We start from the raw sequence: 13,386 nt of genomic DNA on the forward strand, positions 1-13,386 counted from the left end.
ACTGTATTAATCATATTAAGACAAACCTCACAAACTAGTTAATACATCTTACAAGAGTCGCTTCCATAATAAGCCTCCCATAATAATCATAATTAGAAATTCTGTTAGTAGCATTGTCATTGCTACGCCTTCTGCACCCCATATATAACACAATGGGAATATAGATAACAAACTAAAGAATGCTGCTAATACTAGAGTTCGACTATAAGCACTATTCATATTAAGGGGTAACATCGTTTCTTCACCAAATACAGTACTAATAGCAACAGCTAATGGAACAAATGACAAGATTCGTAATACATCAACTGTTAACTCATAATCTGCTCCGAACAGTAGCTTAACTATAGTATCTGAAAAGAAAAATAGAGATGTACAACCAACGAGGCCTATAAGCAAATACAAGAATAATTGTTTTCTAATAAATTGTAATCCCTTGGGAATATCATCTCTCATCATCTTACTTATAAATGGATATATTGCATCACTTACAGCATATATACCTCTGCGAACACAGGTAATTAATTTATCAGCAGCACTATAATAACCAACAATAACATTATTCGTAAGCATACCTAATACTACTACATTAGTTGCAGTATACAAGTTAACTGCCAACGAAGATACGAATATAGACCAGCCTTCTTTATAAGAATTAATAATCTCATCCATAGGTGGCAATTTGAATAATCCTGTATAGTGTTTTCTTAACCAAACTATTGAAAAAATACCTGCAATTAATGGAGTACAAGCTTGTAAAAATGCCGCAAGTATATAATCATCTGGAGATTTTACGAGTAAAAATATACCAAGCATTGTACAGATACGACCACTCATATTTAAGATGGTAATATACCGCATTTTCTGTATGCCCTGGAAAAACCATACAGGAAATAAAACATTGCCTATAATTCCACAGTACATAACCTGAAATAATACTATATCAATCATATTTCCTAGTAATATACGTTGCAAATTATAAATAGCAAAAAATACTATGGTAACAAATATTAATATACATACTTTTCCATAAAAATATTTGGAAAATAGAGATCCTATCTTCTGTTCTTCAGCCTGTGCTATTGCCTTTGGTGCCGTTAAGGAGTACCCAAAATCAACAAAAATTCGGAAATATTCCATAATACCTTGCATAAAGGCAATCATCCCGAAATGCAATGGTCCTAATACGCGAATCAAATATGGTACCAAGATAAATGCGAGTACATATTCTAAAGCACGCAGAGTCAGCAGAGAAAATATATTCTCTATTAATACGGAGTAACTCTTCCTCACATTACCCATCCTCTAACATTAATATCTATCAAACCTTACTAATCATGCTTTCATAATTAGAGAAAACCCCATAGTATTATCAATCTAAAAATATCAAGATAATCTCTATGGGTTTTAATCATATATAATATACAACCTTACAAATATATATAATTCATATTTAATAATACAATTTAACCAATACCCTCTTTATATATTGTTTGCATTTCCACAATGGGTTATGGCTAGTATCAACTGTATGAGCTAATACATAGTGTTTATATTGAGTTAGTAAATCTTTGTACTCTTTCTTACATTTATTTGCACAAACTCTACGAGACAATTCCACATAGGAATTTAAAAGATACAGTTGCAACTCATTCTTTACACTACTACAGTGATTCATAATATAATCACTCATATATATATGGGACTCTACTGTATCCGTCATAAAACGTCTACTGAAATTAGCCATTATACTACCAGCGCGTTGTACATAATAATAAAGGGGTTCATTTACTGTTACTATAGTATTAGCATTTAAAAATAGCCTGAAAATAGTAAAATTATCCTCTTGAACTCTCCCCTTTGGAAAACGAACTAGTACTGTCCCATTGAATAACTCAGATTTAAAAAGTTTATTCCATACTACATTGAGATCGAATGGTTCAGTTTTTAATAGATAATATCTCAACATATCCATGCCTGTAAAAGTTCGTTTATCATCTTGAACAGACATAGTATGTATACTTATATCATCATCGCCTCTATAGATATAATAATTACAAGAAACCATATCAGCATTGCTACTATTCGCTACAGTAAACAATCTTTCACACATTGTATTTTCTATAAAATCATCACTATCAACGAATAAAATATAGTCTCCCGTAACATGATCTAAACCATAATTACGAGCATCGGAAAGCCCACCATTTTCTTTGTGAAAAACCTTAATTCGTTTATCTTTCGCCGCATAAGAATCTGCAATAGAACCGCTACAATCGGTTGCCCCATCATCGACTAAAATAATTTCTAAATTTTGATAGGTTTGATTAAGTATTGATTGAATACATTTATCAACATACTGTTCAACATTATAAATAGGAACAATAATAGAAATTAATGGCTCCATATACTCAATCCTTTCGATCTATCTTATAAGCAACAATATTATGTCCACAGCGTTGATCCTCAGGAGGCATCTGCATATAATCATCATACATATTGTCCAGGTATTCTCTCCAACAAGACATAACAGAGAATGATTGGTCTTCAAATTCAATGGTAGTCATCTTTTCAAAATCTTGTTTAGGTAATCGTTCCTTTACACCTTCACCCCATGCAATTACACCAACATGCTCTGAGTTGATATAATCATAGGATTTAGCCAATCGATCCATAATATCGATACAACGTTGTTTACCAAATAAACGGCATAATGGAACAATCACTAATTTTCCTAAAGCATGGATAAGAGATTTACCCTTAAATAGCTTAGCACTAGCTAATGTAAGTATTTTTTGATAAAAAATCGATTTATCATAAATTTCTTTCATGATAGACATATCTTCACTAAACCCATCAACAGGGAAAATATCTATCCACAAATACTTACTACGCAATGTATTAGAATATGTATTTTCACAAGGGATATTTTTATTGATTATAGCCGCATAAGTCGCATCTAAACTATGATTGATAGGATTAGCAATTAACTCTAATCCATCGTGATCGTAGTGCTCTTTTAACGTTAATAACCGTTCATAATCAGGTCTTGGCATGCAAACATCAATATCATCATCCCAAGGTATAAACCCTTTATGTCGAGCTGCACCTATCAATGTGCCATAACATAAACTATATTTTAAATTATATTTTTTGCAAAATTGGTCAAAATCCTTGAGAAGATTCAACTCTTCTAGCTGAACTTCTCGTAAAGATAATTGTTGCATACTCATCAAATCCCATACTAAATAACAGTAACATCTGTATCAGATACAAACTTATTGAGAACGCGTACCTCTTCAACTATATCTTGATGACTCATCAAGAAGCTTTCAGAGTCTTCTCTAATACATTTCAAAAACTCAACAATTTCGTATCGTAAACCTTCACCTTCAAATTTATAGAAGTACTTTTGATTCAAGTTTACATCTTCAAAACGCATTTCAAAGAATTCTGTTTTCCACCAAGGTGCAGGTACATAGATATATCCTTTAGAACCAGATATGACTAAATCACCCTCAGCTTTAGCATTGATAGCCACTGTAGCAGAAGCCATCGCATCATCATAAAGGAAATTAATTTTCGATAAAATATCGACATCATCAACCTTATGACTTATAAAATCAACGCGGTTATAATTAAAGCCTAAGAGTTTAAAGATAGCCAATAACGGATAGGATGCTAAAGATAAAATACTACCACCCGCTATTCTAACTTGATTAGCCAAATCATCACCCAAAACTTGTGTAAAATTAGCCTCTACATTAAAGATTTTACCAATTTTTCCACTACGAGCCATGGCAATTAACTTATTAAAAGCAGGGCTATACGCTGTTTTTAAGCCTTCCATTAATACTAAGTTGGAAGATTTCGCCAACTCTATCAAGCGTAATGTTTCATCAAGGTCACTACTAAATGGAAATTCTGTTAATACATGTTTTCTAGCTTGTAGTGCTTTTTCAATATACGCACCACGTTTAGATAAAGGCATGTTAATATATACCGCATCTACCTCATCTAGTAACTTTTCAGATGAACAAAATTGCTCTAAATCATTAAACTGATATGATTTATAGATAGTATCAGTCTCATCTGCCTCTGTGTACCCACCTATAATATCAATACCACTAACAAATTTAGACTCATCTAAAAATCTGTCCAAAATAACTTCATTACCAATAATACCTAATCTAACATTCTCGGAATTTCTGATTTGAGTACTAGAAATACCTTGTGTTCTTGGTAAGTAAACTACCTTACAATACTCATTTAAATAATCAAAATAGCCTTCCCAATCAGATCCAACAGTAAATATATCTACATTAAAACGTTTGATATCATCTATTTTTTGGCCAAAATATTCTTCTACTACGATTTCATCTGCAAAACCTGTAGCACGCACATTATCTATGCGCGTCATTAAAGAATCACGAACATTAAATTTGCCTCTAGATTTATCAAAATAGTCGGATGTAACCCCAACAATAAGATAATCACCTAATGCTTTTGCATTCTTTAATAGATTATAATGTCCCTCATGAAACAAATCATATGTTCCATATGTTATCACTTTTACCATATTATTTACCTGTAATCTCTTTAATGACTGATTTCATTGTTTCTACGAGCATTTTATTATCCTCAATCGTTGTATCACCAATATGAGCAACGCGTAGTACAAAGTCTTCATTGACCCCACCCGTAGGATTTACAAAAATATCATATTTGTCCTTCAAAATTGTAAATACATCTTTAGCAATTGGTTGTTCAAAACGGATAGGTGTAACCGCATTACTGATAGTAAAAGTAGGAAGAGATACTGGTAGTTCTTTAATTCTATTTCTGAAATCTTTTGCCACACTATCAATACGAGATAAATAGTTTTCAAAACCTTCTTCTTCAATTAAATGTAATGCTTTATTCATTTCTAAGCATACTCCAACAGCAGGTGTGAATGGTGTTTGACCTCTTGTAAAGTTCTTTATATATTGGTTGAAATCAAAATAGAGATTCTTAATGTGATTATTTTTTACACGTTCCTCATATAATCTGTCACTAATTACAATAGGAGATATACCTGGTGCAATACAAAGTCCTTTTTGGGAACTCAAAATAGTAACATCAATATTATTACCAGCCATATCATAATGATCAATTAAAAACGAACTAATTGCATCAATCACTAAGTACGCTTGTTTCTTTTTAGCAAAGCTACTTAATAAATTAATATCATATAGCTGTGCTGTAGAAGTTTCATCAATATTAGCAATAACAAATGTAAATGATTGTTCTTCTACTGCATCAAAATGTTTAGCAGTCAACGCCTCGCCATCTTCTAGTTTAATCACAGTATGAGAAATCTCATGGAGTTCACATAAATCAACAAAACGTTGACCAAAAGTACCACCATTAATAACTAGTACATGGTCAGTTTCATTCATACAATTCATAATAGTAGCTTCTAATGCGCCTGTACCAGAAGCTGTTAAGTAGATGGATTTATAGCTTTCTGGTGCATTCATAAACTTTTTGAGCAGTTTATCTGAGTCTAACATAACTTCAGAAAATTCTGCTGTTCTAAAATAAGGAACTTGTTGATGTCTTACATCAAGAATTTCCTTTCTCATTTGTGTTGGTCCTACTGTAAATAGTTTCATAATATAATCCCCTCTTATTGTTTCCAATATACTCTATAGTTATGATGAGGTACCTGACGATCTTCAGGTGGTGCTTCCATATAATTATTGTATAAATGACTTAAATAGAAATCGCTATCTGTGAGTCCCCAAAACTCAGTATCCTCAAAAGGATATAAACTTCTGTTATCAAACAAAGCCTTTTCGTAGACCTCTCGTTTATTACCACTTGCACAATCAACGAGAATACTTATATATTTCGCATCTGAAAATGGATACTGTTGTGCATCTTGGTTAATCTTTTTAATTAAACTTGTAGTTGGTAAAAAATGCATCAAGCTAATAGCACCAAATTTCAAGAATGTGCGAATATAACCTTTTAGCTTAGCAAAGCTACCTTTAGAGTCTACGTAGCGATTACTAAATGTAAATTTCATAGACGACCCATGGAACAACAAGTTTAAAAGTTGTTGGTGTCTAAAAAGTTTTTGTTGTGCCTGTGTATCATCTGGTAACCCATCCATAGGGAAAATATCTATAAATACACCTGCTTTATCAAAATTACGCCATAATGTATTATCAATCATAACTGTTTCTTGATCGAATACCTTTGCCATTGTATAGGTGTAACTATCATCGTTTTCAATAGAATATACTTGATATCTTGGATTATGGTCATTATATAGCTTAATAAAGCGATTATAATCATCCCGTGGCATCATAATATCAATATCATCATCCCATGGAATAAAGCCTTTATGTCTAACAGCCCCCAACATCGTTCCATAGGATAATACATATCGAATATCATGTGTATCACAAAAATGTGCCACATCTTTTAAAATATCTAAAGCGACACGCTTAATTTCCGAAAAACCAATTTCTCGCATCAAAAAATTTCTCCATAATACAAATAGGTCTATTATTTAAAGAATTTTCTTTTTAAGAATAAGCCACCCTTTTTCAACCAATTTTGAGGCTCCATAAAGGATACATTTTGTTCTTTATAGTCGATGTTATTTGCTTCAATCCATACGTCGAGCAAGATTTCGCTTACAAAACCATAAATACGAGCTTCGTATGTATCGTAATTGGAAATATCGACGCGATGTTCGATTTCCTCCAAGATAGAGAACATCCACTCGCAGTATTGATCAAATAGGTCACGACGCATGACAAACATGTTGAACATGTGCGCCCATGTGCGATTGCAAATCTTTGTGAAAGCAGCGCTATATTCAGGATATTTTTCAGCGATGATTTGCTCTGCCGCATCAAGGCCGTCGCTATGATGGGCATGATTATAGTGAGAACGGTTAGATTCAATATAATATTTACGCTTATCTGCTACCACAACAGGATACTCTGAAAGTAGTTTTTCCCATTCTTGACCTGTAAGAATTTGATTCTTTTTGTCCTCTACGGAACGCACCTCTTTGCGCGTAAAGTATCGTCTGTAATGAACGAGACCGATATAGTCCGCATCAAGGTTTTTCCAAGCCCAATAAAGGCCTGTTAATTCACAATAATTTGCATTTTTTGAGGAGATATTATCTCCTGTATGATCGCCGGTATAACCAATATCAGCTTTGCCTTCTCGACCTACATGGATTGGCATGTACACGGAGTCCTCTGGCATCCAATATTGCTTATGTGTAGCTACTAAAATCTTAATATTCACTAGTACTCTCCTACATGAGTGTTGTCTCTCAAGTCTATCTACTTACCATATGAAAACTTGGTTAGGCTAACTCCTTTTCTACTAATGCCAAAGCGCTAGCAATAACCTTATCCATATCGTAATATTTATATTCCCCTAAACGACCACCAAAGATAACATTAGAAATCGTTTCAGCCTTTTTAACATATGTTGCGTAAAGATCTAAATTCTTTACATCATTCACTGGATAATAGGCCTCTTCGCCAATTTTCCAGTCTTTTGGATATTCTTTTGTTACATATGTAACAGGTTGTGTGCCAAATTCAAAATGCTTATGCTCAATGATACGAGTATACGGAATTTCCCCTTCCGTATAGTTCACAACGGCAACACCTTGATGGTTTTCCTCTTCAAGACGTTCAGTTTCAAAATGAAGACCACGATATTCCAATACACCTTCAGAGTAATCAAAATACTCATCAATAGGACCTGTATAGATAATTGTATCTGCCAAGGCTTCATATTCATCGCGATGTTTGAGGAAGTCTACACCTAGGCGGACTTCAATACCTTCTAACATGCGTTCAATCATCTTCGTATAACCGCCCATAGGAATGCCTTGGAAACGGTCATTAAAGTAATTGTTATCGTATGTATAACGCACAGGTAAACGTTTAATAATGAAAGCTGGCAATTCTGTACATTTACGGCCCCATTGTTTTTCCGTATAGCCTTTGATGAGCTTTTCGTAAATATCTGTACCTACAAGGCTAATAGCTTGCTCTTCTAGGTTCTTAGGTTCACTTGTAATAGCAGATCGTTGCTTAGTAATAATGTCCTGTGCCTCTTTAGGAGTTCGAATATTCCACATTTTGGAAAAGGTATTCATATTAAAGGGCAAATTATACATTTCACCTTTATAGTTTGCTACAGGGCTATTTACATAGTGATTGAACTCAGCAAATTGATTCACATAATCCCACACATGCTTTAAGGATGTATGGAAAATATGCGCACCATAGACGTGAATGTTAATATCGTCTTTGCTTTCACAGTACAAATTACCTGCTATATGATTGCGACGATCGATAACAAGTACAGATTTACCACGCTTATGCGCCTCATGGGCAAATACAGCACCAAATGGGCCTGCCCCAACTACTAAATAATCAAATTGTTTTTTCATATGTATATCCTTATTTTTTCATTCCAAGACATAGCAATCGTGAATAATGATTTTTTCTTAACATATAACCTATCAAGATAGATAGAATTGTAGATGCTAAGAAGCACACAATAAAAGCTTCATAATACAATCCTAATTTAGACCAAAGTACAATTCTGAATGGAATCTTAACGATATCACTAAAGATATAAACATCCATTGAGACAGTGCCTAAAAAGATTAGTAGTGTTTTATATAATCCGATTCTAGATGAGATTTGGTTAGCTATATAGTATGTAATAGTAATGCCCGAAACTGCTGTTATAAGAGTAAGTATTTTAAACACATTAATATCATGTAGTAATGCATAATTACCTACACCAAAAATCACCATAGATATAAAAGCTATTCCTGCAGATTTCATATAATCCAGTAGCGCATATTTCTTTATATATAATCCCAAGATAAAGAAGAATTGGAAGTACAATATCTCCGATACCATAGCTATAGAAAAGATATTTAATACATCAGATAGCATTCCAATAAGGAAAGATCCAATTAGTAAACCTAAATTTACACGCTTAACCAATACGGCAATCAAGATTGAAATGAAGAACAAACAATATAAGAACCATAGTTCCCCATCCGGATTAATACCTATTAATATTTTCCATATATCTTGCGGATTAAGTTGCTGATTTGCAAATTTTGATAAAGCTAATTTGAAAGGAAAATATAATAAACCAATAGTGAAATAAGGAACCATTAACCGTATACTTTTATCTTTTACGAATTTCTGGAAGCCCTCTTTCAAAGGTATATGCATAAAATAGCCGGCTACAAAGAAAAATACAGGCATATGGAAGCTATAAATTATAGTCCGCATCAAATATAAAGGATAACTAGCAATGCCACTAGCACTTGCTTGGTCTGGAACAGAATGCCCTAAAACAACAAGCAAAATTGCAATTCCCTTCATAATATCAAAACTACTATCCCTCATAATACCGACTAATAAGCCCCTTTCGATTTAACGACAGCCAACACCGTTTTCAAAAGATATACAATATCAATCCACACGGACCAGTTATGAACATACCAAGAGTCCATTAATACACGCTCTTCATAGGTCGTATCGCTACGACCGCTAACTTGCCATACACCGGTAATTCCTGGTGGTACAAGGTAAAAGTCGTTGATATAGTCGCCATATTTTACGATTTCATCACGCACGATAGGACGAGGACCTACGAGGCTCATATCACCAACGAGAACATTCCACAATTGTGGTAATTCATCAAGACTTGTTTTGCGAAGGAATTTGCCGATTCTTGTAACACGAGGATCATCCTTCAATTTGAAATCTCGTTCCCATTCCTCACGGGCTGCAGGATTTTCTTTCAAATATACCTCTAATGCCTCTTGTGCATTCGGCACCATGGAGCGGAATTTATAGCATGGGAACTCTTTACCACCTTGACCAACGCGCTTATGACCAAATACGATTGGCCCTGGAGAATCTAGATAAATCAATAGCGCTACAATGGCTAGAATAGGTAAAATCAAGATGCCCCCACATACGGTAGCTACAATATCAAAGATGCGCTTCATAATGCGGTTAGACTTGCGAGCCAAGTTATTTTGTACGCGCAATACAACGGCTTGCTCTTCCATCATGCCCCGAGCCGTAATATTACTTGTGGGCAAACCAAATAATTCAGGCACAAAGGCTACTCGTTTTACCAATAATTGCAATCGATTAATCAAAGATACTAACTTTTTAGGTTCTAACCCTGGTGCACAAATAAGAACTGTTTGTACACCTGTATCTTTAATAACTCTTTCTACATCAGAAAAAGCACCTAAACATGGATATTCTTTAGCAATAGTAGAGGATTTAGGATTATCATCTACATAACCAATAATCTTATACGTAGCAATTGGCATGCGATCTAAGGATTTCTTTACGAGCTCTGCTGTTTTACCTGCACCAACTAATAAAACTGGTATCGTTAAGTATCCTGCCTTAGAAAGAATCTTACCTACAATAAAACGGGAACTAAAGATAAAGAGCAACATAAATACATAAGCAAAGGCTACAAATAGACGAGATACATCATTAATTACATGTCCTGTGTACATGAGCACAATAGATACAACTACGCCAATAGTGATGCTACGGAAAAGATTTTTCATAGTATCCCAATAAGGAGATACCACAGAATATGTATTATTAAGAAGTAATATAGACAAAAATACTAAAGGTATAATGCCATATACATAGATTTCATCTACCTTGAAATGTGGGCTGACCGGTAAAATTGGCAAATTTAACCGTAGATAGTAAGCTGCTAATGTTCCTAAAACAATAGAAACATAATCTGCTATAAGCACTATGATTTTGCTAACGAGCAACTTGTTGTGATTATTATATCCAGAACTATTCATACTAATACCCCAAACTATAAAAAAAGGTTGTTTTCTCAATACAATTTTCAAGAAAACAACCTCTAAAACATACGAATACAATGTACCAATATTTACTTATATTGTATCATATTCAAAAGTTTAAAACTATGAAAAACCATAGATTTTAGCTATCTTTTATGTAGTTTTTTGGAGATTCTCAGTCTATTTAAATCAGACATAAAAATCAATTAAATAATGCGTAAATATTTCCTAAACGACTTTGTTGTTCTCATTTATTTTCAATTGAATCATGATGCCCATAACAATCCAAAACATGCGGATCCCCGATGAATTTCCCCATGTATAATCTATAGATCCAAACAAGAACAAATAGCTAATAAAGCCTACCATTATTGATAAATCATAAGGGTTTCTTGATTTAACATAATGTATCAAAGATTTACAGAATATAAAGAATGAAAATCCTAAGAATCCAATGAGCCCTAATATGCCAGATTCAGAGGCTATTTGCAATAGATTATTATGAGAATGGCCTAGATTTTGAGTTTCTTGTTTCAGTTTATAATGCTCTCGATATGTTTTTTGCCATAACCCAGGACCAACACCTGTTACAGGATGATCCATAATCATTTGCTTATCGGATTCCCATACATAGATACGGCCCAAATTTGAACCATCTGTGCTTATATTAAAAGTACTTTCAAAACGATCTACATAGCCTTGATTACTACTAAATGCATATCCTATACCTACAACAGCTACAAGTAGTACCAATATATAGCGAATATTAACGAAGCAATAGCGCAATGTTATGAGTATACCGTTAATACCATTAAATAACCAAGAACCACGGCTTTGATTGCCCCACATCCCCAATAACATACCAAATAAAGAGAATACAGCTGATTTTCTCACATATGAAGGAAATGCTTTATCATAAGCAGCAATTAAAGCCAATGGAAAGGCCAATGTTAACAACATGGCTAGCCCCATCATAGAGCCATGAATAACACCACCTGCACGACCTCCTGGACCTAAATTATAGCCCAATAGATACTGTGCGAAGGCAGATAAAGCATCAATACCCATATATACAAAGAATACTGATAATATGGCATATAATTTGCGAGAACTTTTAATAAATAACAGAATTGGTACGATGACTAATACCTTCCAAACCCAAATATTAAAGAAATATTTAGTAGTCACCGCTATATCATTGCTGATTAATGCGGACGGCAATACGCATAGTAACATGCCTACATAGGCCCATCCATATTGGCGTATGGACTGTGGTACAGAGATTTCATGTCGTCTATACCAACAAGTTACTAAGGTCATCAATATAATAAGGCTATATATTAAATTCCCTAGTGCCATAGATGACCGCGTCGTACATATCATCAGTGAAATGAGTACGGTCAGCACCATTTCAGAATTCTTAATTATCCAAGATTGCATACTAACCCCTTTTCACCTACATAGTTACAATCTAATTTTCATCATATTAACATCTATTTTATAAATATCTATTTTCTAAATATCTATTTTACACGTAACAATGGTTTCAGATGATCTTGAATCTCTTGCTCATATTGATCGAGTAATTCATAGCGTTTTCTGTATTGGCTACGTTTTTGTGATTTAATTTCTTCAATAGGTTTACGATATTCCTCTAATGGAATGTTGAAGAAACGGTCATCACTACATACAACACCACCAGATTCCTCCCACAATGGATCTAGCTCAGCTACCTTAGCGCGATGACCGCGAACTAAATGAGTATTTGCATAGAAGCCTTCATCAGATACGGCATAAATGGATTCGACCTTACAAAGGACCGCAATATGGCGTAATAGGAACATAATAAAGTTTTTTGGTCGATACCCAAACATCTTTTTAGTAACTGTTTTAGCATTATCAAGGCCATCTTTATATCCTTGAATCGTGCCAATCCACATAGCAGGCTCTCCATTAAAACCTTTACCAAAGCGGAAGTTAGCATGGTATACGCCTTGTTTACCCAAGGTTAACAACAAGGTTAAAAACCCTTCTTTTCGTTGACCCGGTCCATAATATAAACGGGCCACCATATCAAGGTCTTCTGATTCCCATACGATAAAGCCACGATTCATACGGCTTACATCGTCATAAATATTATCTGGATCTACAGAGTACATTTCGCGAATGGCTTCATCTGTAAATACATCTTTCAAATAATCAAAATGATTAATAATAGACTCTAATCGTTCCTGTGGTGTTGAGCTTTTAAACAAGAAATATCTTGTCATTAACTCAAATAGACCAACTTGACGGTCTAATAATGTTGGATCTGGCGTATAGCTTGCAAAATAGTTCTCTAGTGCCTCTATTTCTCGTTTATTGCGGATAGAGCGCATTGTATGAAGGAAAGTGCGTCGTGTTTCCCTCCAACTACGTTTGCCGTAAATCTTACGACCTCGCTGCCATTGTGTTTCTAAATATCCCATCTCAAACTC

At 34.1% G+C, this 13,386-nt stretch carries 12 protein-coding genes; all 12 read right to left on the minus strand.

The annotated features are described in order from the left end of the window. Positions 1 to 48: 48 nt before the first annotated feature. The 12 genes from ACWTVK_RS03965 to ACWTVK_RS04020 all read right to left on the minus strand — a co-directional run bounded on the left by ACWTVK_RS03965 (position 49) and on the right by ACWTVK_RS04020 (position 13,377). Positions 49 to 1,290: a flippase gene (locus tag ACWTVK_RS03965; RefSeq protein ID WP_456046008.1), complete on the minus strand. Its 1,242-nt coding sequence runs from the start codon at positions 1,288 to 1,290 to the stop codon at positions 49 to 51. 160 nt (positions 1,291 to 1,450) lie between these two features. Continuing rightward, a complete protein-coding gene (locus ACWTVK_RS03970) occupies positions 1,451 to 2,404 on the minus strand; it encodes a glycosyltransferase family 2 protein (protein ID WP_456046009.1) in 954 nt (317 codons plus the stop codon). Positions 2,405 to 2,408: 4 nt separating this feature from the next. Then, on the minus strand, positions 2,409 to 3,230 hold the full coding sequence (locus tag ACWTVK_RS03975) for a LicD family protein (protein ID WP_456046010.1): 822 nt from the start codon (positions 3,228 to 3,230) through the stop codon (positions 2,409 to 2,411). An 11-nt stretch (positions 3,231 to 3,241) separates the two neighbouring features. After that, positions 3,242 to 4,576, minus strand: a complete 1,335-nt coding sequence (locus ACWTVK_RS03980; RefSeq protein WP_456046011.1) for an adenylyltransferase/cytidyltransferase family protein — start codon at positions 4,574 to 4,576, stop codon at positions 3,242 to 3,244. Position 4,577: 1 nt separating this feature from the next. Next, positions 4,578 to 5,654: a pyridoxal-phosphate-dependent aminotransferase family protein gene (locus ACWTVK_RS03985; protein WP_105086270.1), complete on the minus strand. Its 1,077-nt coding sequence runs from the start codon at positions 5,652 to 5,654 to the stop codon at positions 4,578 to 4,580. 14 nt (positions 5,655 to 5,668) lie between these two features. Next, entirely contained in the window at positions 5,669 to 6,523 is an 855-nt protein-coding gene (locus ACWTVK_RS03990) for a LicD family protein (protein ID WP_456046291.1), read from the minus strand. A gap of 32 nt (positions 6,524 to 6,555) precedes the next feature. Beyond that, a complete protein-coding gene (locus ACWTVK_RS03995) occupies positions 6,556 to 7,314 on the minus strand; it encodes a DUF4422 domain-containing protein (RefSeq protein ID WP_456046012.1) in 759 nt (252 codons plus the stop codon). A 61-nt stretch (positions 7,315 to 7,375) separates the two neighbouring features. Beyond that, positions 7,376 to 8,479: a UDP-galactopyranose mutase gene (glf, locus tag ACWTVK_RS04000; RefSeq protein ID WP_456046013.1), complete on the minus strand. Its 1,104-nt coding sequence runs from the start codon at positions 8,477 to 8,479 to the stop codon at positions 7,376 to 7,378. Between the two features lie 10 nt (positions 8,480 to 8,489). After that, positions 8,490 to 9,437, minus strand: a complete 948-nt coding sequence (locus ACWTVK_RS04005) for an acyltransferase family protein (RefSeq protein ID WP_456046014.1) — start codon at positions 9,435 to 9,437, stop codon at positions 8,490 to 8,492. 32 nt (positions 9,438 to 9,469) lie between these two features. Next, positions 9,470 to 10,906 carry an undecaprenyl-phosphate galactose phosphotransferase WbaP gene (gene wbaP / locus ACWTVK_RS04010; RefSeq protein WP_456046015.1) on the minus strand — a complete coding sequence of 479 codons (1,437 nt, stop codon included), beginning with the start codon at positions 10,904 to 10,906 and terminating at the stop codon, positions 9,470 to 9,472. Positions 10,907 to 11,137: 231 nt separating this feature from the next. Beyond that, a complete protein-coding gene (locus ACWTVK_RS04015; protein ID WP_456046016.1) occupies positions 11,138 to 12,349 on the minus strand; it encodes an O-antigen ligase family protein in 1,212 nt (403 codons plus the stop codon). A gap of 83 nt (positions 12,350 to 12,432) precedes the next feature. Beyond that, on the minus strand, positions 12,433 to 13,377 hold the full coding sequence (locus ACWTVK_RS04020; RefSeq protein ID WP_456046017.1) for a VirK/YbjX family protein: 945 nt from the start codon (positions 13,375 to 13,377) through the stop codon (positions 12,433 to 12,435). Between the last annotated feature and the right edge of the window lie 9 nt (positions 13,378 to 13,386).

Source organism: Veillonella sp. Ser01, assembly GCF_053850375.1.

What these genes read in the sequence shown, in the direction of transcription:
- ACWTVK_RS03970 (WP_456046009.1), bottom strand. Translation starts at nt 2,404, where the DNA reads ATGGAGCCATTAATTTCTATTATTGTTCCTATTTATAATGTTGAACAG.
- ACWTVK_RS03975 (WP_456046010.1), bottom strand. Translation starts at nt 3,230, where the DNA reads ATGAGTATGCAACAATTATCTTTACGAGAAGTTCAGCTAGAAGAGTTG.
- ACWTVK_RS03980 (WP_456046011.1), bottom strand. Translation starts at nt 4,576, where the DNA reads ATGGTAAAAGTGATAACATATGGAACATATGATTTGTTTCATGAGGGA.
- ACWTVK_RS03985 (WP_105086270.1), bottom strand. Translation starts at nt 5,654, where the DNA reads ATGAAACTATTTACAGTAGGACCAACACAAATGAGAAAGGAAATTCTT.
- ACWTVK_RS03990 (WP_456046291.1), bottom strand. Translation starts at nt 6,523, where the DNA reads ATGCGAGAAATTGGTTTTTCGGAAATTAAGCGTGTCGCTTTAGATATT.
- glf (WP_456046013.1), bottom strand. Translation starts at nt 8,479, where the DNA reads ATGAAAAAACAATTTGATTATTTAGTAGTTGGGGCAGGCCCATTTGGT.
- ACWTVK_RS04005 (WP_456046014.1), bottom strand. Translation starts at nt 9,437, where the DNA reads ATGAAGGGAATTGCAATTTTGCTTGTTGTTTTAGGGCATTCTGTTCCA.
- wbaP (WP_456046015.1), bottom strand. Translation starts at nt 10,906, where the DNA reads ATGAATAGTTCTGGATATAATAATCACAACAAGTTGCTCGTTAGCAAA.
- ACWTVK_RS04015 (WP_456046016.1), bottom strand. Translation starts at nt 12,349, where the DNA reads ATGCAATCTTGGATAATTAAGAATTCTGAAATGGTGCTGACCGTACTC.
- ACWTVK_RS04020 (WP_456046017.1), bottom strand. Translation starts at nt 13,377, where the DNA reads ATGGGATATTTAGAAACACAATGGCAGCGAGGTCGTAAGATTTACGGC.